This window comes from Modestobacter marinus (genome assembly GCF_011758655.1).
GTDB classification, from domain to species: Bacteria; Actinomycetota; Actinomycetes; order Mycobacteriales; family Geodermatophilaceae; genus Modestobacter; species Modestobacter marinus.
Genome location: NZ_JAAMPA010000002.1, coordinates 185,836 through 208,477 on the forward strand (window position 1 = coordinate 185,836; position 22,642 = coordinate 208,477).

The 22,642-nt window shown below is 75.9% G+C and carries 25 protein-coding genes; 10 read left to right on the forward strand and 15 right to left on the reverse strand.

Translation table 11 applies throughout. The features are described 5' to 3' along the window. Positions 1 to 4: 4 nt before the first annotated feature. From FB380_RS16875 to FB380_RS16910, 8 genes are read right to left on the reverse strand one after another with little or no spacing between them, the layout of a single operon-like run. Positions 5 to 682: a M23 family metallopeptidase gene (locus tag FB380_RS16875; RefSeq protein ID WP_166756520.1), complete on the reverse strand. Its 678-nt coding sequence runs from the start codon at positions 680 to 682 to the stop codon at positions 5 to 7. Beyond that, complete coding sequence (locus tag FB380_RS16880) at positions 682 to 1,536, reverse strand: ABC transporter permease (RefSeq protein ID WP_166756521.1); 855 nt, start codon at positions 1,534 to 1,536, stop codon at positions 682 to 684. Before FB380_RS16880 ends, FB380_RS16875 begins: the two co-directional genes overlap by 1 nt. Continuing rightward, positions 1,533 to 2,525, reverse strand: a complete 993-nt coding sequence (locus FB380_RS16885; RefSeq protein ID WP_166756522.1) for an ABC transporter ATP-binding protein — start codon at positions 2,523 to 2,525, stop codon at positions 1,533 to 1,535. The genes FB380_RS16880 and FB380_RS16885 overlap by 4 nt, the downstream gene beginning before the upstream one ends. Before the next feature lie 2 nt (positions 2,526 to 2,527). Continuing rightward, positions 2,528 to 3,616 (reverse strand): hypothetical protein, encoded by a 1,089-nt coding sequence (locus FB380_RS16890; RefSeq protein ID WP_166756523.1) that lies wholly within the window; start codon positions 3,614 to 3,616, stop codon positions 2,528 to 2,530. Next, positions 3,600 to 4,196, reverse strand: coding sequence for a sigma-70 family RNA polymerase sigma factor (locus FB380_RS16895; protein WP_166756524.1), 597 nt, complete (start codon positions 4,194 to 4,196; stop codon positions 3,600 to 3,602). The genes FB380_RS16890 and FB380_RS16895 overlap by 17 nt, the downstream gene beginning before the upstream one ends. A gap of 60 nt (positions 4,197 to 4,256) precedes the next feature. Further along, positions 4,257 to 5,567, reverse strand: a complete 1,311-nt coding sequence (locus FB380_RS16900; RefSeq protein WP_166756525.1) for a cytochrome P450 — start codon at positions 5,565 to 5,567, stop codon at positions 4,257 to 4,259. Beyond that, entirely contained in the window at positions 5,564 to 6,322 is a 759-nt protein-coding gene (locus tag FB380_RS16905; protein ID WP_166756526.1) for an alpha/beta fold hydrolase, read from the reverse strand. The genes FB380_RS16900 and FB380_RS16905 overlap by 4 nt, the downstream gene beginning before the upstream one ends. A gap of 43 nt (positions 6,323 to 6,365) precedes the next feature. After that, a complete protein-coding gene (locus tag FB380_RS16910; RefSeq protein WP_166756527.1) occupies positions 6,366 to 7,538 on the reverse strand; it encodes an MFS transporter in 1,173 nt (390 codons plus the stop codon). Positions 7,539 to 7,715: 177 nt separating this feature from the next. On the opposite strand from FB380_RS16910, the gene FB380_RS16915 reads away from it, so the two are divergent. After that, positions 7,716 to 8,915 carry an NAD(P)/FAD-dependent oxidoreductase gene (locus tag FB380_RS16915; RefSeq protein ID WP_166756528.1) on the forward strand — a complete coding sequence of 400 codons (1,200 nt, stop codon included), beginning with the start codon at positions 7,716 to 7,718 and terminating at the stop codon, positions 8,913 to 8,915. 25 nt (positions 8,916 to 8,940) lie between these two features. Here FB380_RS16915 and FB380_RS16920 read toward each other — a convergent pair whose 3' ends face one another. Then, positions 8,941 to 9,648: a class I SAM-dependent methyltransferase gene (locus FB380_RS16920; protein ID WP_229682241.1), complete on the reverse strand. Its 708-nt coding sequence runs from the start codon at positions 9,646 to 9,648 to the stop codon at positions 8,941 to 8,943. 116 nt (positions 9,649 to 9,764) lie between these two features. Here FB380_RS16920 and FB380_RS16925 point away from each other — a divergent pair, with 116 nt between their 5' ends. Next, positions 9,765 to 10,472 (forward strand): DNA-directed RNA polymerase subunit alpha C-terminal domain-containing protein, encoded by a 708-nt coding sequence (locus FB380_RS16925; protein ID WP_166756530.1) that lies wholly within the window; start codon positions 9,765 to 9,767, stop codon positions 10,470 to 10,472. A 42-nt stretch (positions 10,473 to 10,514) separates the two neighbouring features. Here FB380_RS16925 and adhP read toward each other — a convergent pair whose 3' ends face one another. Beyond that, positions 10,515 to 11,525, reverse strand: coding sequence for an alcohol dehydrogenase AdhP (gene adhP / locus FB380_RS16930; RefSeq protein WP_166756531.1), 1,011 nt, complete (start codon positions 11,523 to 11,525; stop codon positions 10,515 to 10,517). A gap of 251 nt (positions 11,526 to 11,776) precedes the next feature. Here adhP and FB380_RS16935 point away from each other — a divergent pair, with 251 nt between their 5' ends. Further along, a complete protein-coding gene (locus tag FB380_RS16935; RefSeq protein ID WP_166756532.1) occupies positions 11,777 to 12,439 on the forward strand; it encodes a universal stress protein in 663 nt (220 codons plus the stop codon). Positions 12,440 to 12,449: 10 nt separating this feature from the next. Here the strand turns inward: FB380_RS16935 and FB380_RS16940 are convergent, their stop codons facing one another. Further along, a complete protein-coding gene (locus tag FB380_RS16940) occupies positions 12,450 to 13,013 on the reverse strand; it encodes a flavodoxin domain-containing protein (protein ID WP_208383661.1) in 564 nt (187 codons plus the stop codon). A gap of 129 nt (positions 13,014 to 13,142) precedes the next feature. After that, positions 13,143 to 13,778, reverse strand: a complete 636-nt coding sequence (locus FB380_RS16945; RefSeq protein ID WP_166756533.1) for a CBS domain-containing protein — start codon at positions 13,776 to 13,778, stop codon at positions 13,143 to 13,145. Between the two features lie 224 nt (positions 13,779 to 14,002). Between FB380_RS16945 and FB380_RS16950 the strand changes: the two genes are divergently transcribed. The 4 genes from FB380_RS16950 (at position 14,003) to FB380_RS16965 (ending at position 17,643) form a co-directional block, all read left to right on the forward strand. Continuing rightward, complete coding sequence (locus tag FB380_RS16950) at positions 14,003 to 14,977, forward strand: universal stress protein (RefSeq protein ID WP_166756534.1); 975 nt, start codon at positions 14,003 to 14,005, stop codon at positions 14,975 to 14,977. Between the two features lie 200 nt (positions 14,978 to 15,177). Then, positions 15,178 to 16,218, forward strand: coding sequence for a TerC family protein (locus tag FB380_RS16955; RefSeq protein WP_166756535.1), 1,041 nt, complete (start codon positions 15,178 to 15,180; stop codon positions 16,216 to 16,218). Then, on the forward strand, positions 16,215 to 16,511 hold the full coding sequence (locus FB380_RS16960; RefSeq protein WP_166756536.1) for a winged helix-turn-helix domain-containing protein: 297 nt from the start codon (positions 16,215 to 16,217) through the stop codon (positions 16,509 to 16,511). The genes FB380_RS16955 and FB380_RS16960 overlap by 4 nt, the downstream gene beginning before the upstream one ends. Positions 16,512 to 16,638: 127 nt before the next feature. Then, the gene (locus FB380_RS16965; protein ID WP_166756537.1) at positions 16,639 to 17,643 is read left to right on the forward strand and encodes a carboxylesterase family protein; all 1,005 of its coding nucleotides are present in this window, start codon (positions 16,639 to 16,641) and stop codon (positions 17,641 to 17,643) included. Positions 17,644 to 17,690: 47 nt separating this feature from the next. Here the strand turns inward: FB380_RS16965 and FB380_RS16970 are convergent, their stop codons facing one another. From FB380_RS16970 to FB380_RS16980, 3 genes are all read right to left on the reverse strand, one after another. Beyond that, positions 17,691 to 18,560 carry an RNA polymerase sigma-70 factor gene (locus FB380_RS16970; RefSeq protein ID WP_166756538.1) on the reverse strand — a complete coding sequence of 290 codons (870 nt, stop codon included), beginning with the start codon at positions 18,558 to 18,560 and terminating at the stop codon, positions 17,691 to 17,693. Next, positions 18,557 to 19,150 carry a carboxymuconolactone decarboxylase family protein gene (locus FB380_RS16975; RefSeq protein ID WP_166756539.1) on the reverse strand — a complete coding sequence of 198 codons (594 nt, stop codon included), beginning with the start codon at positions 19,148 to 19,150 and terminating at the stop codon, positions 18,557 to 18,559. Before FB380_RS16975 ends, FB380_RS16970 begins: the two co-directional genes overlap by 4 nt. An 86-nt stretch (positions 19,151 to 19,236) precedes the next feature. Further along, positions 19,237 to 19,884 carry a trimeric intracellular cation channel family protein gene (locus tag FB380_RS16980; RefSeq protein WP_166756540.1) on the reverse strand — a complete coding sequence of 216 codons (648 nt, stop codon included), beginning with the start codon at positions 19,882 to 19,884 and terminating at the stop codon, positions 19,237 to 19,239. A gap of 104 nt (positions 19,885 to 19,988) precedes the next feature. Here FB380_RS16980 and FB380_RS16985 point away from each other — a divergent pair, with 104 nt between their 5' ends. The 3 genes from FB380_RS16985 to FB380_RS16995 all read left to right on the forward strand — a co-directional run bounded on the left by FB380_RS16985 (position 19,989) and on the right by FB380_RS16995 (position 22,583). Next, positions 19,989 to 20,453, forward strand: a complete 465-nt coding sequence (locus FB380_RS16985) for a helix-turn-helix transcriptional regulator (protein ID WP_166756541.1) — start codon at positions 19,989 to 19,991, stop codon at positions 20,451 to 20,453. After that, on the forward strand, positions 20,444 to 20,854 hold the full coding sequence (locus FB380_RS16990; protein ID WP_166756542.1) for a VOC family protein: 411 nt from the start codon (positions 20,444 to 20,446) through the stop codon (positions 20,852 to 20,854). Before FB380_RS16985 ends, FB380_RS16990 begins: the two co-directional genes overlap by 10 nt. A gap of 250 nt (positions 20,855 to 21,104) precedes the next feature. Next, positions 21,105 to 22,583 carry a phospholipase D-like domain-containing protein gene (locus tag FB380_RS16995; RefSeq protein ID WP_229682240.1) on the forward strand — a complete coding sequence of 493 codons (1,479 nt, stop codon included), beginning with the start codon at positions 21,105 to 21,107 and terminating at the stop codon, positions 22,581 to 22,583. Positions 22,584 to 22,642 lie beyond the last annotated feature (59 nt).

The window sequence follows — 22,642 nt, forward strand, 5'->3', positions numbered from 1 at the left end:
GCCGTCACAGCGGCTCGACCACCGCCGCCTCCTCGGGCACACCCAGCTCGACGGTGACCGGCGGACCGCCGTCCCGGGGCCAGCACCGGTGGTCGCGGAAGGCCAGCGGCAGCCCGCGCGCGGTGAACGGGTCGGCGGCGTCCATGGCCTGGACGTGCACGTGCGGCTGGGTCGAGTTACCCGAGTTGCCGCACTCGGCCAGCTGCTGGCCGGTCGCGACCCGGTCGCCGGCGCGCACCCGCAGCGACCCGGCGCGCAGGTGGGCCAGCACGACGTGGGCGCCCTGGTCCGGCAGCTCGAGGACCACGTGGTTGCCGGCCAGGGCCCCGGCACCGTCGCGGGCCCGGCTCGCCTGGGTCACGGCGTAGGGCACCCGGGCGGCGGGCGAGCGGCGGGCCACGCCGTCCGGCTCGCCGTCGTGCACCGCCACCACCCGCCCGGACGCCGGGGCGAGGACGGGCTGCCCGAAGGCGACGAACCGGTCGACCGGCTCGGTGCCCAGCAGCGACCGCCAGTCCCGGGTGGTCGCCGTCCGCCGGCCCTGCACGGCGGTGAAGTCGATGGCGTACGTCGTGGCGAACAGGTGCGTGCCGTGGCTCGGCACCCGCCGCGCCGGGCTGTTCTCCACCCGCCAGGTGCCCCGGAACGGCAGCGCGAGCACGACCGGTCCGGGGCCGGCCATCAGAGGTCGCGGCGGACGAAGGACATCGCGGCCAGGGCCCACACCATGACCACCCAGAGCACGGCCCAGCCGAGGTACGTGGCGGTCAGCGGCGCCGTGCTGAGGAACGGGAACGCCCCGGCCCCCTCGTCGGCGCCGCCGAACTGGACGATCGCGGACGGGTCCTGGAAGGCGTTCATCGCCCCGCGCCACAGCCCGTCGGTGGGCAGCAGCACCCTGGAGACGCTGCCGACCCGGCCGACGGCGTCGTTGCCCAGCGCCTCGCCGATCGCGCCCACCACCCCGGCCACCCAGGTCGTGCAGAACAGGCCGACGGCCACCACGCCCGAGGCCATCGGCGAGATGACCGTCGCCAGCAGCACCGTGAGGGTCAGCAGCACCACCGTCTGGGCGGCGAGCAGCGCCAGCGCGGTCGCCGGCGCCGGCGGCCAGTAGTCGACGGTGACCCGGACGACGAGGACCTGGGCCAGCCCGGCCAGGACGACGAAGCCGCTGCCGAAGGCCACCAGGCCCAGCCACTTGCCGAGCAGGAACGCCGAGCGGCGGATCGGCCGGGCCAGCATCGACAGCGCGATGCCGGACTCCGTCTCCCCGGACAGCGTGGGGCCGGCCAGGAACGCGGTGCCCAGGGCGGCGACCAGGCTGTAGCCGAACATCACCAGGTTCAGCAGGATCGACGCGGTCAGCCGGGCCTCGCCGCTGGTCAGCGACTCGGCGGCCAGCCGGGAGAAGCCCCAGCTGCTCAGCCCGAGCAGCCCGACGGTGAGCGCGACGAGCGCGAACAGCACCCGCCGCCGGGAGGCCTCGCGCAGGGTGAGCGCGGCGATGGTGAGCACCGTGCGGGTCGTGGTCACGACGGGCCCGCCGCCCGGGTGGCGGCGCCGTCCCGCAGGATGCCGAGCAGGCGCTCCTCCAGGCTGATCCGCACCGGCTCGACCGCGTGCACCCGGACGCCGAGGGCGACCAGGTCGCGCACCAGGTCGGGCACCGCCGTCCCGTCGTCGTCGGCGGAGAGGGCCACGGTGGACCACTCGCCCTCCCGGTCGACCCGGCCCACCGCGGTGAGCCGCTGCTGGGCGGCGGGGGAGAGGTCGGTCAGGTGCAGCCGCACCTCGCGCTGACCGAGCAGCTCGGCGAGGGTGCCGGAGGCGGCGACCCGGCCGCGGTCCAGGACGACGACCCGGTCGCAGACCCGCTCGACCTCACCGATCAGGTGGGAGTTGAGCAGCACCGCGACCCCGCGGGACCGCAGCTCCAGCACGATGTCGCGGACGTCGGCGCGGCCCAGCGGGTCCAGCGCGCTGGTCGGCTCGTCCAGCACCACGAACTCCGGCCGGCCCACCAGGGCGACGGCCAGGCCCAGCCGCTGCTGCATGCCCTTGGAGAAGCCGCCCACCCGGTCGTCGCCGCGGCGGGAGAGGCCCACCAGCGCCAGGCACTCGCGTTGCTCGGCGGCGGGCACCCCGGCGCCGGAGAGCCGGGCGTGCAGGGCCAGCACCTCGGCCGCGGTCAGCCAGGGCTGGTAGCGGAAGAGCTCGGGCAGGTAGCCGACCCGGGCGCGGGCGGCCGGGTCGGCGGACCGCTGCCCGAGCAGCATCGCCTCGCCGGAGTCGGGGCGGACCAGCCCGAGCAGCATCTTGATCACGGTGGTCTTGCCCGCGCCGTTGGGCCCGAGCAGCCCGACGATCTCCCCGCGGCCGACCTGCAGCGAGACGTCCTCCACGGCCAGGTGCTTGCGGTACTGCTTGCGCAGCCCGGTGCACCAGGCCGCCGGTGCCGGGGGCAGGCCCGCCACCAGGTCGGCGGCGTCCTGCACCCCGGCACCGCTGTCCACGGTGCTCATCCTCAGCGCAGGTCCCGGGCGACCGACAGCAGCTCCTCGGTGTCCAGCGAACCGGCCACCGCGGTGACCACGCCGTCGGAGACCCACACCACGGCCGCCATCGCGCCGTCGTTGCCGGTCAGCACCGTGGCCTCCTCGCCGTCGACCTCGGCCGTCGAGCTGGTCGCCAGCTCGGCGGGCACGGGGATCGGGAGGGTCGAGCCGTCGGCGGTGAAGCTCCGCAGCTGCGCGGCGACGTCCTCGGGCAGGCCGGGCAGCGACAGCAGGTGGTCGCGGACGGTCTCGAAGGGGACGCCGGAGGAGTACGCCGACGGGGCGACGGCGCGCCCCACGACGAGCGCGGGGAGCCCGGACTCGGACGACCAGACCTGGGCGACGCCCGGGCCGGCGACCAGCCGCACCGAGCTCCCGTCCAGCCCAGGCGGGGGCGGCGGCAGCACCTCACCGGCCGCGGCGGCGGCCTGGGCGGCGCGGTCGGCCGAGTAGGTGAAGGTGGCGCTGAGCTGTCCGCCCACCGAGATCATCGGCTCGCCGGTGACGCCGCCGGGCAGGTCGGCGACCTCGGGGACGTCCAGCCCGGACTCCTCGGCGGCGGTCGCCGCGTCGGGGACCTCGTGCACCTCCGGGTCGCCGGTGAGCTCGACGTCGCCGTAGGCGCTCAGGTCCGGCAGCGCGACGAGGTCGCTGCTGGTGAGGGTGAGCGGGGCGACCTCCTCGGTGCGGAAGACCTGCAGCCAGTCGTTCGCGGCCGCGGTGCCGGCACCCGCCAGCACGACGCCGAACGCCAGGACGGCGGCGGCCGGTCGCCGGAACCCGCGGGACCGGCCGGGGCGGGCCCGCTCGGGGCGGGCGGTGGACCCGGTAGCGGGTACGGCGGCGGGCAGGGCCGCGGTGAGCCGCCGCCAGCCGGCGTCGACGTCGGTGCTGCCCTCGGTCGCCAGCGCGGCGCCGACGAGGTCGGCGTCCCGGCGGGTGGCGGACAGTGCACTCAGGCACTGCGGGCACCCGGCGACGTGCGCCCGGTCGGGGTCGGAGACGCCGGCCGGCTCGTCGAGCAGGCGGCGCAGCGTGCCTTCAGTCGGATGACGCATGACGGGTCAGCTCCTTGCGCAGTGCGGATTCGGCGCGTCGGACGGTGGTGCCGACGCTGCCGGGGGACATGTCGAGTGCCGCGGCGACCTCGGCGTAGCTGAGGCCGCTGTGCCGGAGCACCAGGGCCACGGCCTGCTTGCGGGGGAGCCCGCCGAGCGCGGCCCGGACGCGGCTGCGGTCCTCGCGGGTGACCACCGTCTCGGCGACGTCAGGGGTGACGACGTCGCCGAGGCGGTGGACGGTCTCCTCCCGGGACGCGCGGCGGCGCCCGGAGCGGATCAGGTTGAGGGCGGTGTGGACGGCGGCGACGGACAACCAGCCGGGCGCCTCCGCGGCCGGCACGGTGGACCGGCCGAAGGCCAGGAAGACCTCCTGGGCGACGTCCTCGGCCTCGTCCCGGGAGCCGAGCACCCGGGCGGCCACCGCCACGACCTGCGGATAGTCGCGCCGGAACACCTCGCCGAGGTCGGACCGCACGGCACCTGCCACCGTCCCGCCCTTCCTCCCGACCCGGGCCGCCGTGCGCCCCGGCACGGGCAGCTGCAGCGCCGCCGGGGGTCCGTACCGAACGAGGTCCATGCCCCTACAGCACCGCCGCGGCCGGAGATGTGACACCCGCTCGCCACGAGCATGCCCGGCTCAGGCGGCGACCCAGCGGATCGGCAGACGCTTGACCCCGCGCTGGAAGCTCGACCGGAGCAGCGCCGGCGGCCCGTCCAGCTCCAGCACGCTGGTGCGCCGCAGCAGTTCGGCGAACAGCGCGCGCATCTGCACCCGGGCCAGCTGGGCGCCGAGGCAGAAGTGCGGCCCGTGGCCGAAGGACAGCTGCGGGTTGGGCGACCGGCGGACGTCGAAGCGGTCGGGCTCGGGGAACACCCGCTCGTCCCGGTTGGCCGAGGTGAAGGAGACGACGACCTTGTCCCCGGCCCGCACCCGGGCGTCGCCGATCGTGACGTCGCGGGTCGCCGTCCGGCGGAAGACCATCACCGGCGTCCACCAGCGCAGCATCTCCTCCACCGCGCCGGGCAGCAGCCCCGGGTCGGCCCGCAGCTGGGCCAGCGCCTCCGGGTGCGAGAGCAGGGCGATGAGGCCGCCGGGCAGCCCGTTGCGCAACGTCTCGTTGCCGGCCACCGCGAACAGCCAGAACATGTTCTCGAACTCCGCGTCGCTGACCGGTGCGTCGTCCCCGCCGGTCTGCGCGAGCAGGATGGACATGACGTCCCGGCCGGGGGCGCGGCGCTTCTCCTCGGCCAGCAGCCGCGCGTAGGCGTAGAGGTCCGGCATGCCGGCGCGGGTGCGCGGGTCGGGCAGCCGCCCGTCGGCGTCCGGTGCCGGGCGCAGCGCCACCGCCTGCCGGGCCATCGCCGTCCCGCTGCGGGCGTCGAAGACGGCGGAGGAGGCGTAGTCGGGGTCCTGCCAGCCGATCACCCGGTTCGACCAGTCGAACATCAGCCAGCGGTCCTCGGTGGGGACGCCGAGCACGTCGGCCAGGGTGACCAAGGGCAGGTCGGCGGCGACGTCCTTGGCGAAGTCGCACCGGCCCTCGCGGCGCCCGGCGACCATCCGGTCGACCAGTGCGGCCGCGGTCGCCTCGATCGAGGCGGTCAGCGCCGCCACCGCGCGCGGGGTGAACGACCGGGTCAGCAGCCGGCGCAGCCGGGAGTGGTCCGGCGGGTCGGTGTTCAGCATCATCCGGCGGACCCAGGCCAGGTCACCGGCGTCGCGGACCTGGGTGGCGCCGAGCCAGGAGGAGAAGGTGGCCGGGTCCGTGAGCACCCGCTCGACCTCGGCGTGCCGGAGGACCAGCCAGAGACCGGGGCCGTCCGGTTCGTCGACCCAGGTGACCGGGCCCGCGGCGCGCAGCCGGGCCAGCTCCGCCAGCGGTGGGCCGGTCTCGTAGGTCGCGGGGTCCAGGACGGCGGCGGTGTCCGCGGCCGGCGCCGGGGTCACAGGTCGTCCAGGAAGCGCTCCACGGTGCTCAGCAGCGCCACGGGCGTCTCGTACATCGCGTAGTGGCCGGCGTTGGGCAGCACCTCCAGCGAGGCGTTGGGGTAGTGCTGCAGGAACGTCTGCTCCATGACCGCGGCGCTCAGCGCCGGGTCGTGCTCGCCCACCACGACCCGGACCGGGACCGGGTGGCCCTGCACCTCGGCGGAGAAGTCGGTGCCCGCCCAGGCGTCCAGGTACGCCCGGAAGGCCGCGGGGTCGGACTGGTCGAGGGAGAACTGCACCATGCGCTCCAGCCAGGTGCGGCTCAGCCGGCCACCGGTGGTGAGGTCGAGGATGGCGTACCGGTTGCCCCGGTCCTCGGCGGCGCCGCGGAACAGCGGCCCGGACTGCTCGTCGAACGGGACGCCGGTGGCGGGCACCGGGCTCACGCCGAGCAGCCCGTCGACCCGGCCGCCGGCGTCGAGGAGCACGCGCTGCATCGCGCTGCCGCCCATCGAGTGCCCGACCACGGCGAAGGAGGACCAGCCCTGGGCGTCGACGGCGGCGAGGGCGTCGGCGGAGATCTCGGCGAGGCTGTACTCGCCGGCCTCGCCGCGCCGGGCGCCGTAGCCGCGGTAGTCGAGGAACAGCCAGCTGTACCGGTCGCCGTCGACCAGGTCGGGGAGGTGGCCCCAGCCGGTCGCGGAGCCGAACCAGCCGTGCAGGGCCAGGACCTTGCGCGGGCCGGTGCCGATCACGAGGGGTGCGTTCGCCATCCCGGGAGTGTCGTGGGCCACATCCGGGGAGGCAAGAGGCCCGTCAGCCCCGCCGCCGGAGCTCCAGCGACAGCCAGCCGGCGAGGGCGAGCGGCACGGCGAGGAAGCCGGTCATCGCCGGGACCGTGCCGAACGTCGAGCCCAGCCAGGCCAGCAGCAGCGGGGTGCCGAAGCCGGCGTAGGCGAAGGCGTAGAAGGCGCTGTTCATCGCGCCCCGGGCGTGCGGGGGTGCCAGCTGGGCGGTGAGGGTCAGCCCGGCGGTGAGGCAGAGGCCGCCCGCCCCGCCGAGCAGCGCCGCCGCGGGCAGCAGCAGCGCCTCGGACTCCCCGACGATCGCCGCGATGCCGAGCGAGTGCCCGACCCCGGCGAGCACCATGCCCAGCGGTGCGGCACCCCGCGGCGAGCGCCGGCCCAGCCGGGCGGCGACCGCGCTCGCGCCCAGCGCCAGCCCGGCGACCAGCCCGGCGTAGGCGACGCCGACCCCGTCGGGGACCACCAGCAGCGGCAGCAGGGTCGCGGCGATGGTCGGGAAGGCGAACACCCCGACGGCGGTGGGGGCCAGCACCGCCCAGAACGGCCGGCGGGCCTCCGGGGGCAGGCCCAGCGTCATCAGCTTGCCGCCCTGGCGTGCCTGCACCGTCTCCGGCACGGTGGCCAGCGCGCCGAGCCCGATGACCAGGACGGCGACGTGCACCAGGTAGGGCAGCGTGGTCGGGGCCGGGCCGTACTGGGCGAGCAGCCCGCTCATCGCCGGTGCCACGGCGAAGCCCAGCGACGTCGACACCGCGCCCCGGGTGGCCGCCGACTGCTGGCCGTCCGGGCCGGCGAGTTCCTGCAGCCAGGCGTTGGCCACCGAGAACACCACCCCGGAGACGACGCCCTGCAGCAGCCGCCCGGCGTAGAGCAGCGGCAGGTGGTCGACGGCGGGCAGGAACAGCAGCGAGACCAGGCCGGCGAGGACGGCGAACGGCAGGACCAGGGCCCGCCGGCCGAACCGGTCCGAGGCCGGCCCGGACAGCGTCAGCGCCGCGATGAGGCCGAGGGCGTAGCAGCCGAAGACGGCGGTGACGTCGGCGTCGGAGAGACCCAGGGTGCGCCGGTAGACCAGCAGCAGCGGCGTGGGGATGTTGGTGCCCAGGGCGACGGTGAACAGCCCGAAGGTCAGCGCGTCCAGCCGCCGCCGCACCGGGTCCCGCTGGAGCGTGTCCGCCGACATCCCCGGCACGCTACCGGCCGGTGGAGTCCTGCCCCGCCCGGACGAGCCGCGGCTCGGGTACGGCGGCCGCCGGCGGGCAGGGGCGGTCGCCCGGTGGGTCGCAGCGGACCGTCCGGAGGATGCCGACATGCTGGCTGATCGATTGACTCTCGATCGGTTACAGTCGATGATCGGCGTATGTCGACCGATCCGCGCCCGTTCGCGCGAGCCCAGGTCGCCGCGTCCCGCCGTCCGGCGGCCGGCTCCCTGGGGGCGGCGCGCTCCGAGGCGGTCGACGTCCTGGTCGTCGGTGCCGGGCTGGCCGGGCTGCACGCCGCCACGCTGCTCGCCCGGCGGGGCCACGACGTGCTGCTGGCCGAGCGACGTCCGCGCCTCGACTGCGCGATCCGGACCACCGGCATCTTCGTCCGCAAGACCCTCGACGACTTCCCGCTGCCACCCGACCGCCTCGGGCCGCCGATCCGGCGGGTGGTGCTCTACCCGCCGTCGCTGCGCCGCCCGGTGACGCTGGACAGCGCCCGCGACGAGTACCGGGTGGGGGACATGGGCGGGCTGTACCTGGCCGCCGCCCGCGCCGCGACCGACGCCGGTGTGCGCCTGGTGTTGGCCACCAGGTACGCCGGTCGGGGGGAGGGGCACTGGCTGCTGACCGGCCCGGACGGCCCGGTGCGGGTGCGCGCCCGGTTCGTCGTCGGTGCCGACGGCGCCCGCTCGGGGGTCGCCCGGGACCTGGGGCTGGACCGCAACCGGCACCTGCTGGTCGGTGGCGAGGAGGTGTTCGCCGTGCCGGGCAGCACCGACCCCCCGGCCTTCCACTGCGTCCTCGACCCCTCCCTGGCGCCCGGCTACCTGGCCTGGGTGGTCAACGACGGGGAGCACGCCCACGTGGGCGTGGCCGGGTACCCCGACCGCTTCCCCGACGGCCTGCGCCGGGCCGTGCAGCGGTTCGGGGCGAGTGCACCCGGGCTGTCCGGCGTGGTCCGGCCGGACGACGTCGAGCTGCGCGGGGGTCCCATCCCGGTGGGCGGCCTGCTGCGCCGGATCGGCTGCGCGGACGGGCTGCTCGTGGGCGACGCCGCGGGCGCGGTCTCCCCGCTCACCGCCGGTGGGCTCGACCCCTGCCTGCGGCTGTCCGAGCACGCCGCCGACGTGCTCGACGAGGCGCTGCGGACCGGCCGGCCGGGGGCGCTGGACCGCTACGACGGCGCCGCGCTGCGCCGGAGCTTCCGCGGGCGGCTGCTGCTGCGCCGGGCGCTGGCCCAGGTCCGCACCCCGGCCATGGCGGCGGCGGCGTCCACCGCGCTGCACACCCCGCTCGGCCGGGCGGTGGCGCGGCACGTCCTCTTCGGCGACCGGTCCTTCCCGACCCCCGGCTGACCGCCCCCGGAGCTCAGACCGCTGGTCAGACGGCGATGGCGGTGACGAACACGCAGACCCCCTCGCCGTCCGCGGGGTGTGCCCGCAGGCCGACGAGCCGGAGCAGCGCGAGCTCCACCCGGTGGGCCAGCCGGCGGAGCCCGTGGTACTCCATCGAGCCCGCGGTCCGGACCTCCAGCTGGTCGAACCCGGCCTGCCGGACGTGCTCGGTCAGCATCCAGTCGGGGAGCAGCGTGATGTGCCCCGGCTGGTAGTAGTGCCCGGGCCCGAAGAACACCGGGGCGCCGCGCAGCACCGTCTTCAGCAGCGAGTGCGGGTGCGTGACGTTCGGGGTGCTGACCAGCAGCCGGTCCCCGACCCGCAGCATCGACCGGATCGACCGGAGCACCTGCCGCGGGTTCTCCACGTGCTCCAGCGTCTCGACGCAGACGACGATGTCGAAGGGGCCCCGGGTCTCCTCGGTGAGCTCGGGGTGGTCCAGGTCCAGCCGGGTGATCCAGTCGTGCGGCGGCTCGAGGTCGGTGGGCACCACGTCGAAGCCGGCGTCCTTCAGCCGCATCGCCAGCGCACCGCACCCGGCCCCGACCTCCAGCACCCGGCCCCCGGCCGGGAGGGCGGCCTGCACGAGGGTCACCGCGTACTCGTGGACCCCCGGGGCCGCGTGCACGGAGTGGCCGGCGTAGGACCGGACGCTCGCGGTCCGCTGGACGGTCTGGCGCTCCACCCGGGTCACCGGCACAGGGTGCCAGGACCCCGCCCGGACGGCGATCCGAAGCCCGAGCGGGCCCCTGCGGGGGCAGCACCCGGCGCCCTGCCGCCCGCCGGAGGCGCGGGCGATACGTTGGGCGCATGTCGAACAGCTCGTCGCGGGACGTGCCCGGGAGCACCGTCCGCGAGCTGGGCCTGCCCGCCCGCGCGGTGACCGCGCTGCACCGGGCCGGGGTCGACACCGTGGCCGACCTGGCCGCGCTCACCCGGGCGGAGCTGTCCGGGATCGCCGGGCTGGGCCCGGGGTCGATCGCCGCGATCCGCGCCGTCGTGCCCGAACCGTCCACCGGCACCGCCCGCCCGGCGCAGACCCGGCCGGCGCAGCCCCGGCCGGCGCAGCCCCGGCCGGCGCAGCCCCGGACCGAGCCGGAGCCGGTCGAGGAGGAGTCGCCGGACGCGCCGGCGATCCCGTCGTTCGACTCGTTGCGCGACCCGCGGCGGCGGACGGCGTTCGACCTGCTCGTGCCGGCGACCTCGCCGGAGCCCACCCCGCCTGCCGAGCCCACCCCGCCTGCCGAGCTCGCCCCGCCAGCCGAGCCCGCACCGTCGGCCGAGCCCGCACCGTCGGCCGAGCCCGCCCGGGTGCAGGGCCCCGCCCGGAGGCAGGACCCCGCCCGGAGGCAGGACCCCGCCCCGGCGGCCACGCCGCGGCCGGCGACGCCGCCCCCGGCCGAGTACGCCGACCTGCTGCGGTGGGCCGCCCACCTGACGGTCGCGGCGGCGGCCGTCCCGCTGCGGGTGGCCCGGTGGTCGGTCCGGGAGTCACTGCGCCGGCTGAGCGGCGCCTGACCACAGCCCGTCCGACCGGCGGGGGCAGCCTGCCCCGCCGGCTCAGAACTGGAAGACGATCCGGGCGGGCACGTGCCCGGCGAGCACGTCGTCCATCGCCTCGTTGACGTCGTCGAGCTTGCGGTCGGCAGTGACGACGCGGGTGCGGCCGGCGGCGTGCAGGGCGAAGACGTCGGCGAGGTCGTTGCGGGTGCCGACGATCGACCCGATCACCGTCTTGCCGGCCAGCACGGTGTCGAAGATCGGGAGCTGCATGGTCCCGTCGGCCGGCAGCGCCACGCAGACCAGCCGGCCGCCGCGCCGCAGCGACCGGTAGGCCTGGTCGAAGGAGGCCGGCGCGGCGGCGAGCGCGACGGCGACGTCGGCGCCACCGAGGGCCTGGATCGCGGCGACGGGGTCGGTGGTGGCCGCGTTGACCACCTCGTCGGCGCCGAGCTCGCGGGCCATCTGCAGCTTGTCGTCCTGGACGTCGACGGCGACGACGAAGCCGCCGGCGATCCGGGCGTACTGCAGGGCCAGGTGGCCCAGCCCGCCGATGCCGAAGACGGCGACGGTCTCGGCCGGGGCGACCCGGGCGACCCTGATCGCCTTGTAGGTGGTGACGCCAGCGCAGGTGAGCGGGGCGGCGTCGGTGCTGGAGACGCCGTCGGGGACGGGTGTGGCGAAGTCGGCGGCGACGACGGCGTACTCGGCGAGGGCGCCGTCGACGGAGTAGCCGGAGTTCTGCTGGGACTCGCAGAGCGTCTCCCAGCCCCCGATGCAGTGCCGGCACTGCCCGCAGGCCGACCCCAGCCAGGCGATCGCGACCCGGTCGCCGATCGCCCGGGTGGTGACGCCCTCGCCCAGCTCCTCGACGAGGCCGATGCCCTCGTGCCCGGGCGTGAAGGGTGGCGTGGGCTTGACCGGCCAGTCGCCGCGCGCGGCGTGGATGTCGGTGTGGCAGAGCCCGCTCGCCTGCATCCGGACCAGCACCTGCCCGGGCCCCGGCCGGGGGGCGGGCACGTCCTGGACCTGGAGGGGTGCACCGAGTGAGGTGACGACGGCGGCCTTCATGGGCTTCTCCGTTTCGGCAGGGGGGCGTCCCGGTGGTGGGGCGCCGCGACGTCGACGATCACGGCAGCCGGCGGCCCCGGGCAGGGGCCAACGTCCCCGGCCGGCGGGACGAGGGCCTCCTGCGCCGGTCGCCTGGGACGGCGACCGTCGAGGGTGCCTGGAACCGTCCGGGCCGGGAGCCCCGAGCACCGCGCCGGGGTCGCCGCGCCCGCCCGCACCGGGACCCCCACCGCACTGGAACGGAGCACCTCGTGGAGACCGTCGTCTACGTCGCCGTCGTCATCGCCCTCTGGGTCCTCACCGGCCTCGCCGCCGTGGTCGTGCTGCTCGCCCGGCAGGGCCACCGCGCGGGGGCGTGGTACCTGATGGGCGCCGTCCTGGGGCCGCTGTTCGTCCCGATCGCCGCCGAGCGTGCCCGCCGGGACGTCGCGGTGCTGGAGCGCGCGGACGGCGGGCGCCCGGGCGGTGACCCGGGCCGGCTGACCGTCGTCGTCGGGGTGGACGGCTCGACCGAGTCCGACCAGGCGGTCCGGGCGGCCGGGCAGCTGTTCGCCGGTGCGACGTTCGTCCTGGTGAGCGTGCTGGACCCGGACGAGGGCGAGTTCCCCGACGACCCCCGGCGCGCGGCCGCCCACGACCTGCTCACCGACCGGGCGAGCTGGCTGCCGGAGGGCGCCGTGGTGGAGATCGGCTGCGGGCAGCCCGCGAGGGTGCTGCAGGAGGTCGCCATCGCCGAGTCCGCCGACGTCCTCGTGCTCGGTCGTCGCGGGCGGGGCTTCTCCCGCCGGTTGATGGGCAGCGTCGCCGCGCGGCTGATGCACGAGGCCGCCGTGCCGGTGGTGGTGGCGCCCGACGCGGTCGTCCGGGAGCAGGAGGTGCCGACCGCGTCGGGTCAGGAGCGGCCGGCCCGCTGACCGGACGCGGTCAGGCCCGCGGGGCGGACGGGGCGGTGGCCCGGTCGGCCAGCAGGCCGGCCAGCTCCTCGGCGATCTCCCCGGCCCACGCCTGCACGGCCGCCCAGTCCCGGAAGTCGCCGACCGGTGCGCGCATGGCCGTGACCATGGCCCGCTCGCCGATCCCCAGGCGGTGCGGGTCCAGCCGCCCCGGCAGGACCCGGTGCCCGCGGGCGCGCACGGACGACCGGATCGGCTCGGCGTCGTGCGGCTCGTCCGGCGGGAAGGGGGGTGCGCCGATGGGCCCGCTGCTCAGCAGCCAGACCGGCCGGCCCCGCAGCGCCGGGGCGTGCGCCGCCGCGTAGTGCCGGGCGGGCTCCAGCCACCGGCCGGCGTACACGCCGCTGCCCAGCACCACCGCGTCGAAGCCGCCCGGCTCGGGGTCGCGCTCCACCGGGACGACGACGGCGACGAGCCCGCAGCTCCGGCCGGCCGCGGACTCCTGCAGGTCCCGGGCGACCGCGCCGGCGATCTCGGCCGTGGAGCCGTGCCGGCTGGCCACGGTCACCAGGACCCGCGGTGGGGATGTGCTCATCGTCGTTCCTCTCGGCGACCGACCTGACCGGTGTGCTGCCGTCAGGGTCGGCGCTCGGCGGTGTGGCGCGCCGGGGTCCCGGGTCCTGCGGGTCAGGGACCTTCGGCCCGCCCCGGACGCGGGCCCGGGTCAGCTCCGGTCGGCGCCGCCGGGGTCCGCTCCATCGGTGGAGACGCGCACCGCCACGACGCCGGGCACGGTCCGGGCCAGGGTCTCCACGGCCGCCCGGTCACCCGCGTCGGGGCTCGTGCCGGCGGGGGCGTCGTGGGAACGCCGGACGGTGGCGACGCCGTCGGCGACCGCCACGTCCCACGCGCCGGGTTCCTGCGTGTAGCCCTCCACCAGGCCGAGCAGGTCGGCGCGGATCTCCTCGTCGGGCCGGACCAGGCTGCGCAGCAGGTCCCGCCGGCTGACGATGCCGGCCAGCCGCTCCCCGTCCAGCACCGGCGCGCTGCGCACGCGGTCGTCGACGAACAGCCGGGCGACGTCGGCGACGTCCGCGGTGACGGGCACCGTCCGGACCGACGTGGTCATCACGCCCCGGACGAGCAGGGCCGGCGGCGCGTCCGGCGCCGGCGTGCGGAGCAGGTGCAGCCGGGGGTCCGGGGGCAGCCGGTCCCGCAGGACGTCGGCCTCGGCGACGATCCCGACCAGTGCACCGTCGTCGTCGACCACCGGCAGGGCGGCGAAGCCCCGCTCGGCCAGGACCTCGGCGGCGTACTTGGCGGAGGTCTCCGGCCCCACGGTGACCACCTCGCGCGTCATGACGTCCCTGACCTGCACGGCTCCTCCAGCTCCCCAGCGGTGTCCTCGGCGGTGCCCTCGACCGTAGAGCCGCCGGCACGTCCCCCGCAGGGTCCGGCGCGGGTGCCGATCGGGACCTTGGACCCCGCCGGCGGGGACGTGCGCCCGTCCCCGCCGCCCGGCCACCCGGCGAGGGTGGGGCCGAGTCCGGCGGCGCGGCCGGACCGGGACCCGAGGAGGCCGTGATGGGCGAGGCGACGGAGCGGAGCGGCCGATCGGGAGCGACCGAGGGCGCCGGCCGGCCGCGCGTGGTGGTCGGCGTCGACGGGTCGGCGGTGTCACAGGAGGCCCTGGGCTGGGCGCTGGCCGCGGCCGGCCGCCGGGGTGCGGTGCTGGAGGTGGTGTCCACCTACCCGATCGACATCTGGTGGGCCGACGCCTACCTGACGGACCGGACCTGGGTGGAGACGGTGCGGGTGGATGCCGAGGCCCGGACCCGCGCGCTGGTCGAGGAGGCACTGCGGGGGTCGGTCACCGGCGGCACCGTCCCGGTCAAGGTGGTCGTCGTGCCCGGGGCGCCGGCCGAGCACCTGGTCCGGCTCTCCGCGGGGGCGGACCTGCTGGTCGTGGGCAGCCGCGGACGGGGCGCCGTGCGCAGCACGCTGCTCGGCTCGGTGGCGCTGCACTGCTCCACCCGCGCGTCGTGCCCGGTGGTCGTCGTGCACCCGCAGGAACCGGCCGGCCACGCCCGCGTGGTGGTGGGGCTGGACGGCTCGGCGGCGTCCCGGGCCGCCCTGGCGCACGCCGCCACGATGGCAGCCGAGCTGGGCGCGGAGGTGGAGGGCGTCGCCGCCTGGCGGCTGCCGACCTACTGGAGCGACGTCTCCGTGATGCTCCTGGACTCCGCGACCGAGATCCGCGACGCGGCGGAGCGCCGGGCGCAGGAGATGGTCACCGCGGTGCTCGGCCCCGAGCCGCGGGTGCCGGTGTCGATCGTGGCCGTGGAGGGCCCGGCGGGGGACGCGCTCGTGCAGCGCGCGGCCGGTGCGGCGCTCCTGGTCGTCGGCAGCCGGAGCCGCAGCCGGCTGCCGGGGGTGCTGCTCGGCTCGATCGCCCTGCACTGCGTGGTGCACGCCCCCTGCCCGGTGATGGTCGTGCACCCCGGAGCCCCGGCCGACGCGCCGCACCCGGAGGCAGAGCTGGCCGACGCCGGCAGCTGACCCCCACGCGCGTGGGGCGACTCGCCGTCCGGGCTCGCGCGGAAGGGTGAAGCCTGCTTCACTGGTCTACGTCGTGGAGGGGAGTACCCCACGCCACCCCGTCGTCAGCACGGCCCACGTGGCCCGGCGGGGCGGGGCTCCCGGGCAGCCGTCCGGGAGCGGGGGAGACCTCCGGTCGCAACCTGACCGGGAGGTGCCCTGTGAACGTCCCCCTGTGGATCTGGCTGGCCGTGCTGGCGGTCATCCTCGTCATGCTCGCCGTCGACCTGTTCGCCCACCGGCACGCGCACGTGATCGGCGTGCGGGAGGCCGCCGCCTGGTCGGCCGTCTGGGTCGCGCTCGGCGTCGCGTTCGGCGCCGTCGTCTGGTGGCAGGCCGGCAGCGAGTTCGGCCAGCAGTACTTCGCCGGCTACCTGATCGAGAAGTCCCTCGCCGTGGACAACGTGTTCGTCTGGGCGATCGTGCTGTCGTACTTCGCCGTGCCGCGGGAGTACCAGCACCGGGTCCTGTTCCTCGGCGTCGTGGGGGCGCTGGTGTTCCGCGGGGCGTTCATCGCCGCCGGCTCGGTGCTCATCGCCAGCTTCAGCTGGGTGCTGTACCTGTTCGCGGCGTTCCTGCTGGTCACCGGCGTGAAGATGGCCCGGCAGCGCAACGAGCACCTGGACCCCGAGCGGTCGCGGGCACTGCGTGCCTTCCGCCGGTTCGTGCCGATGACCGACGCCTACCACGGCCAGCGCCTCCTGGTCCGGATCGGCGGGCGCCTGGTCGCCACGCCCCTGCTCGCCGTGCTGGTGGTCATCGAGGTCACCGACGTCGTGTTCGCCGTCGACTCGATCCCGGCGATCTTCGCGGTCACCGACGAGCCGTTCCTGGTGTTCACCGCCAACGCCTTCGCCGTCCTGGGACTGCGCGCGATGTACTTCCTGCTCGCCGACCTGATGCACCGCTTCGTGTACCTGAAGACGGGCCTGGCGCTGGTGCTGATCTGGGTCGGGGTGAAGATGATGCTGAAGGTCGACCTGTTCTACATCCCGACGACGATCTCGCTGGCCGTCGTGGCCACGATCATCGGGGTGTCGGTGGTGGCGAGCCTGCGGGCGACCCGCGGCCAGGGCCGGGCGCCGGTGACCGGCGGAGCCGCGGCGCCCTTCCGGGTCGCCTCGGCCGAGGAGACGGCGGCGCTGGAGCCGACCTGGCGGCGGCGGGCCGGGACGACGGAGGAGGTGCACGTCGGGCGATGACCGGTGAGCGGCGGTGGACGTTCCTGACCAACCACGGGCACGTCCTGCTGGCCGTCGCCGGCGCCCCCGACCTGCGGGTCGCGGAGATCGCCGCGCAGGTGGGCATCACGCCCCGCGCTGCGCTGGCGATCCTCCGCGACCTGGAGGACACCGGGTACGTGCGGCGGACGCGGGTCGGCCGGCGCACCCACTACACCGTGCAGCCGCACCAGCCGTTCCGGCACCCCGCCGCGGCGGCGCACGAGGTGGACGAGCTGCTGGCCATCCTCGGGAGCCCATCGCCGCCGGGCTGACACCGGACGGCCGAGGCACGTCCACCGGGGCCGATGACGGCTCACGGGAAGCGCATGGGAATCGCTCAGCAGCTCACCAGATCCGCATAGCACGCTCACTGACATGAGAACAAGCCGCCCCCAGCGCATGATCGTCGCCGGAGTCCTCGCCTCCCTGCTGTTCGGGACGGCGGCCTGCGGTGCCAGCACGGAGTCCACCGCGAGCGCCGCGGCGACGTCCTCCGTCTCGGCCGCGGCGACCGGCACGACCGACGCCGCCAGCACCGCCACGGACAGCACCACCACGAGCCCGACCCTGGAGAGCCTGGTGGCGGAGGTGGCGGGCCAGTTCCAGCAGTTCGCCTACACCGATCCCGAGACCGGGACGACGATGTCCTACAACCTGTACCTGCCCGAGGACTACGACCCCTCGCAGACCTACCCCCTGGTCACCTACATCGCCGACTCCAGCCAGGTGGGCGACGACGCGACGATCCCGCTGTCGCAGTACGGGGCGCTGATCTGGGCGAGTGCCGAGGAGCAGGCGAAGCAGCAGAGCATCGTGCTGGTGCCCGCCTATCCGGAGACGATCCTGGACGACCACGGCAGCTACACGACCACGGAGTACGTGGAGATGACCGCCCGGCTGATCGAGTCGGTGACCAGTGAGTACAGCGTGGACGCCGACCGCGTGTACGGGACCGGTCAGTCGATGGGCGCCATGACGACCATGCTGCTGGCCGCGGAGCACCCGGACCTGTTCGCCGCCGAGCTGATCGTCTCCGGGCAGTGGGACGTGAGCGCGCTGGCGAACCTGGCGGGGGAGGACTTCGTCTACACCGCCGCCGCCGGGGACGAGAACGCCTCCGGTGGTCAGGTCGACGTCGAGGCGATGCTGGACGCGGCCGGCGTCGACTACAGCGCCGCCACCGAGTGGGACGCGACCTGGTCGGCCGAGGAGCTGGATGCGGCGGCCACCGAACTGCTCGCCGAGGGCAACAGCATCAACTTCGCCACCTTCGCCGAGGGCACCGTCCTGGAGGCGAACAGCTCGGCCGCCGGCGCGATGAACAGCGAGCACATGGCCTCCTTCCAGCCCGCCTACGAGATCGAGGCCCTGCGCGACTGGCTGCTCGCGCAGACCGCCGGCTGACGCAGACCGCCGGCTGACGCAGGGCGCCCGGCACCGTCCGGGCGCCCTCACCGGCGCAGCTCGACCACCTCGTCGAGCCGGCCGAGCTTCTCCGGGTTGCGGACGGCGTACATGCGGGCGATCCGGCCGTCCTCGACGACGAAGGTGACCGCGGTGTCGAACTCGCCGCCCGGGTCGATCCGGGCGGCGACCGCGCCGTTGACCAGCGGTGTGGTGATCGGCACCCCGGGCGCGACCTCCGCGAACCGGGACAGCGCCGCGGCCACCCGCTCCCGGCCCGCGAACGGGCGCCGGGCAGCGGGCGCCAGGCCTCCGCCGTCCGCGACCACCACGACGTCGGGCGCCAGCACGTCCAGCAGGGCCGCCACGTCACCGCCGGCGAGGGCGGCGAGGAACCGGTCGACGACCTGCTGCTGCTCCGGCCGGCTCACCGCCATCCGGGGACGGCGGGCGGCCACGTGCTGGCGGGCGCGGTGCGCGATCTGCCGGACCGCGGCGCTCGACCTGCCCACCGCCCCGGCGATCTCGTCGTAGGGCACGTCGAACACCTCGTGCAGCACGAGGACCGCACGTTCGATCGGCCCGAGGGTCTCCAGCACGGTCAGCATCGCCAGCGAGACGCTCTCCGCCAGCTCGACGTCCTCGGCGACGTCCGGGCTGGTCAGCAGTGGCTCGGGCAGCCACTCGCCGACGTAGTCCTCGCGGCGGCGGGCCAGGGTTCGCAGCCGGTTGAGCGCCTGCCGGGTGGTGATGCGGACCAGGTAGGCCCGCGGGTCGCGCACCACCGCCCGATCGACCTCGGCCCACCGCAGCCACGTCTCCTGCACGACGTCGTCGGCGTCGGCGGCCGAGCCGAGCAGCTCGTAGGCGACGGTGAACAGCAGGCTGCGGTGGGCCACGAAGGGGTCGTCGGTCATGCCGCGGCGAGGCCCGTCCCCGACGGGGTCGCCAGCGGCGGCAGGCCGCAGGACGCCGCGAACTCCGCCGACCGGACGCCGAGCGCGACGTTGGTCCGCGCCGAGAGGTTCATCGCGCCGATCCTGGCAGTCAGCTCGACCAGTGCGGGCGCGCCGAGGTCGGCGAGCAGGGCGGCCGACAGCTCGTCGGTCACCGCCGGTGGGGTCTGGCTCATCGCCTCGGCGTACTCCATGACCCGGCGCTCCAGCGGGGTGAAGGCGTCGGACTCCCGCCATCGCGGCACCTCGCGCGCCTTGGCCTCGTCGAGCCCGCGGTCGTGCGACAGGAAGTGGTGGAGGTCCAGGCAGAAGCTGCAGCCGACGGCGCCGGCCGCGGCCATGGCGGCGAAGGTCGCGAGGTCGCGGTCCAGCCGGTTCCAGCGCTCGGACTTCCGGCCCAGCCCCATCAGGGCCTTGAACACGGGCGGGTGCTGCCACATCACCCCGACCGGCTCCGGGACCTCGCCGAACATCCGTCGGGTCATCGCCTTCACCAGGCCGCCGTACACGCCGGTGACCTCGACCGCGGGAACGCGGGTGCTGCTCGCCATGTCTCCTCCAGGGTGTGTGGTGGGTCGACATGGAGACACCGGCCGCGCCCCGGGTGTGACAGCGTCGGTCTCGTGACCTACGGCGGTCAGTCCCCGCGCGGTCGCTGCGCGCGCGGCGTCCGGGGCATCGGTGCGTTCCACCCGAACCGGACGCCGAGCATCCGGACGGTGAAGCAGAGGGCCGCGGCGCCGACGGCCGTGGCCGGGCCGTACGCGTCGAGCCGGAGTGCCACCACGGTGGCCGCGGCCCCCAGCAGCGCCGGGATGGCGTAGAGGCCGCTGCGGAACACCGACGGGACCTGCCCGATCAGGACGTCGCGCAGCGTGCCGCCACCCACACCGGTGAGCGCACCGAGGAGCACCGCCTGCACCGGGCCGAGCCCCAGGGCGAGTGCCTTGGCGGCGCCGGTGACCGCGAACAGGCTCAGTCCGGCGGCGTCGAGCACCGTGATCGGGGTGTTCAGCCGGTCCAGTCCCGGCCCGAAGACGAAGGCCACCAGCCCGCCGACGGCGGCCACGGCCAGGTAGCGCCAGTCGCTGAAGGTCGCCGGCGGCAGGCTGCCGAGCAGGACGTCCCGGATGATCCCGCCGCCGAGCGCCGTGGTCATCCCGAGCGTGACCACGCCGACGATGTCCAGCCGGGTCACCCGCAGCGCGGTCAGCGCACCGTTCAGGGCGAAGGCGAACGTCCCGACCAGGTCGAGGGTGAGCAACAGCGTCGCCTCGGTGCTCACCGGCCGGTTCTACCAACCCGCGCCCGACCCGCTGCGGCGGGGCCACCGCGGCGCCGTGCGCCGGGAGGCTCCTGCGGTCCCGGAACGTCCCTACGATCCCGGTCATGGCCGGCGGACCCGTCTCCCAGCAGCGTCTGGCGGACCTGGCGCTGCTGCGCCGGGTCCGGGACCGGATCGACCGCGAGTACGCCCAGCCGCTGGACGTCGAGGCGCTCGCGCGCGGCGTGCACGTGTCGGCCGGGCACCTGAGCCGGGAGTTCAAGCGGGCGTACGGGGAGTCGCCCTACGCCTACCTGATGACCCGGCGGATCGAACGGGCGATGACCCTGCTGCGGCGGGGCGACCTGAGCGTGACCGAGGTCTGCTTCGCCGTCGGCTGCGGGTCGCTGGGCACGTTCAGCACCCGGTTCACCGAGCTGGTCGGGATGCCACCGAGCGTCTACCGCGAGCGGGCCGCCCGGGGGAGCGCCGGGATCCCGCCGTGCCTGGCGAAACAGGCGACCAGACCGGTCAGGAATCGAGAAGCCCGGGCGCCGGTGCTGGCCCTAGCGTCGACGCCATGGACCTGACCATCCACCACACCTTCCTGCCGCACACCGACCCGGAGGCCTCGCTGGCCTTCTACCGCGACGTCCTGGGCTTCGAGGTCCGCAACGACGTCGGCTACGAGGACATGCGCTGGATCACCGTCGGTCCGGCCGGCCAGCCGCAGACCACCATCGTGCTGCACCCGCCGGCCGCCGACCCGACCCTCACCGACCAGGAGCGCAGCACCGTCCTGGAGCTGATCGCCAAGGGCAGCTTCGCCGCGCTCACCCTGGCCACCGACGACCTCGACGGCACCTTCGGCACCATCGCGGCCAGCGGCGCCGAGGTGCTCCAGGAGCCGACGGACCAGGACTACGGCGTGCGCGACTGCGCGTTCCGCGACCCGACGGGGAACCTGATCCGGATCAACCAGCGGGCCTGACCCGTCGTGGGAGTGCCGGTCGCCCACGGCCCCGGCGCCGGGCCGGCGTCCGGCCGGTCCCCGGTGCCGGGGGCGGCGCCGCCGCCGTGGGACCCCCGGTTCGAGGGAGTCGGTCCTTGGTGCGGCGGGGGACGGCGGGCACACTCCCGACGTGATGGACGACGGCCAGGCGACGAACGGACCCGACCCCGACCCCGGCGTCGGGTCCGCCACCCCCCGCGGCGGGAGCGCCGGACCGTCCGAGCAGGTCGTGCCCCTGTTGATCCCCGGGGAGACCTGCTGGCGGATCGAGCGGGCCGCCCGTTTCGCCGTCTTCGTCGACGCGGCCGAGTACTTCGCCACGCTCAAGCGGGCCGTGCTGCGCGCCGAGCGGCGGGTGCTGTTCATCGGCTGGGACTTCGACCCGCGGATCCGGCTGGACCCGCTGGCCGGGGGCCGGCCCAAGGACGACCGGCTCGGGGCCGTGCTCGAGCGGGCGGTGGAGCAGAAGCCGGAGCTGGAGATCGGCGTCCTCCAGTGGGACCTGGGCATGCTGCGCGCCCTCGGCCGGGGCCTGCAGCCGATCGTGCTGCTGGACCGGCGCACCCCCGACCGGCTCACCCTGGCCATCGACACCCACCACCCGGTCGGCGGCGCGCACCACCAGAAGATCGTCGTGGTCGACGACTGCCTGGCCTTCACCGGCGGCATCGACGTCACCGCCGACCGCTGGGACACCCCCGACCACGCCGACAGCAACCCGCACCGCCGGTCGCCGGCCGCCGGACGTGCGGAGGGCCGGCCCGCCGGACCGTGGCACGACGCGACCAGCATGCTGACCGGTCCCGCCGCGCGTGCCGTCGCCGAGCTCGCCCGCACGCGCTGGGAGAGCGGCACCGGGCAGCGGCTCGAGCCGCTGCCGGAGGGACGGGACTGCTGGCCCGAGGAGGTCCAGCCGCTGCTCTCCGACGTCGACGTCGCGATCGCCCGCACCCGGCCGGAGCACGACGGCGTGGAGCTGGTCCACGAGATCGAGCTGCTCTGGCTCGCCGGCATCGCCGGGGCCCGCCGGTCGATCTACGTGGAGAGCCAGTACTTCGCCAACCACCGGATCGCCGAGGCGATCGCCGAACGGCTGCGGGAGCCCGACGGCCCCGACGTCGTCGTGGTGAACCCGGAGACCGCCGACGGCTGGCTCTCGGAGAAGGCGATGGGCACCGCGCGCGCCCGGGCGCTGCGGATGGTGCGCGAGGCCGACGTGCACGACCGGTTCCGGCTCTACTTCCCGGTCACCGAGCAGCGCGCGCCCATCTACGTGCACGCCAAGGTGGCCGTCATCGACGACCGCCTGCTCCGCCTGGGTTCGGCCAACCTGAACAACCGGTCGATGGGCCTGGACACCGAGTGCGACCTGGCGATCGAGGCGGTGCCGGGCGAGCCGGGCGCCGACCGGGTGGCCGGGACCATCGTCGCCTTCCGGGACCGGCTGCTCGCCGAGCACCTGGGGTGCACCCCGGAGGAGGTCGGCGCGGCGATCGCCGACTCCGACTCGCTGGTGCAGGCCATCGAGCGGCTGCGCCGGCCGACCGGACGCTCGCTGGAGCTGTTCGAGCCCCCGGAGCTCGGCCCGGTCGAGCAGGTGCTCGCCGAGACCGAGGTGCTGGACCGGGAGAAGACGCCGGACCGGTGGCGCCGGGTCGAGCGGTTCTTCGCCCGCAGCCGGCAGCCACGGAGGCGGACGCCGGCCTGACCCGACGGTCGCCGGGCCCGCCCGGGCGCCGGGCGGGCCCGGCACCGGTCGACCCGGGG

Excerpts from the sequence above, each read along its gene's own strand:
- FB380_RS16875 (WP_166756520.1), bottom strand. The coding sequence starts at position 682 with ATGGCCGGCCCCGGACCGGTCGTGCTCGCGCTGCCGTTCCGGGGCACC.
- FB380_RS16885 (WP_166756522.1), bottom strand. The coding sequence starts at position 2,525 with ATGAGCACCGTGGACAGCGGTGCCGGGGTGCAGGACGCCGCCGACCTG.
- FB380_RS16890 (WP_166756523.1), bottom strand. The coding sequence starts at position 3,616 with ATGCGTCATCCGACTGAAGGCACGCTGCGCCGCCTGCTCGACGAGCCG.
- FB380_RS16895 (WP_166756524.1), bottom strand. The coding sequence starts at position 4,196 with ATGGACCTCGTTCGGTACGGACCCCCGGCGGCGCTGCAGCTGCCCGTG.
- FB380_RS16905 (WP_166756526.1), bottom strand. The coding sequence starts at position 6,322 with ATGGCGAACGCACCCCTCGTGATCGGCACCGGCCCGCGCAAGGTCCTG.
- FB380_RS16910 (WP_166756527.1), bottom strand. The coding sequence starts at position 7,538 with ATGTCGGCGGACACGCTCCAGCGGGACCCGGTGCGGCGGCGGCTGGAC.
- FB380_RS16915 (WP_166756528.1), top strand. The coding sequence starts at position 7,716 with ATGTCGACCGATCCGCGCCCGTTCGCGCGAGCCCAGGTCGCCGCGTCC.
- FB380_RS16925 (WP_166756530.1), top strand. The coding sequence starts at position 9,765 with ATGTCGAACAGCTCGTCGCGGGACGTGCCCGGGAGCACCGTCCGCGAG.
- adhP (WP_166756531.1), bottom strand. The coding sequence starts at position 11,525 with ATGAAGGCCGCCGTCGTCACCTCACTCGGTGCACCCCTCCAGGTCCAG.
- FB380_RS16940 (WP_208383661.1), bottom strand. The coding sequence starts at position 13,013 with ATGAGCACATCCCCACCGCGGGTCCTGGTGACCGTGGCCAGCCGGCAC.
- FB380_RS16945 (WP_166756533.1), bottom strand. The coding sequence starts at position 13,778 with ATGACGCGCGAGGTGGTCACCGTGGGGCCGGAGACCTCCGCCAAGTAC.
- FB380_RS16950 (WP_166756534.1), top strand. The coding sequence starts at position 14,003 with ATGGGCGAGGCGACGGAGCGGAGCGGCCGATCGGGAGCGACCGAGGGC.
- FB380_RS16960 (WP_166756536.1), top strand. The coding sequence starts at position 16,215 with ATGACCGGTGAGCGGCGGTGGACGTTCCTGACCAACCACGGGCACGTC.
- FB380_RS16965 (WP_166756537.1), top strand. The coding sequence starts at position 16,639 with ATGATCGTCGCCGGAGTCCTCGCCTCCCTGCTGTTCGGGACGGCGGCC.
- FB380_RS16970 (WP_166756538.1), bottom strand. The coding sequence starts at position 18,560 with ATGACCGACGACCCCTTCGTGGCCCACCGCAGCCTGCTGTTCACCGTC.
- FB380_RS16975 (WP_166756539.1), bottom strand. The coding sequence starts at position 19,150 with ATGGCGAGCAGCACCCGCGTTCCCGCGGTCGAGGTCACCGGCGTGTAC.
- FB380_RS16985 (WP_166756541.1), top strand. The coding sequence starts at position 19,989 with ATGGCCGGCGGACCCGTCTCCCAGCAGCGTCTGGCGGACCTGGCGCTG.
- FB380_RS16990 (WP_166756542.1), top strand. The coding sequence starts at position 20,444 with ATGGACCTGACCATCCACCACACCTTCCTGCCGCACACCGACCCGGAG.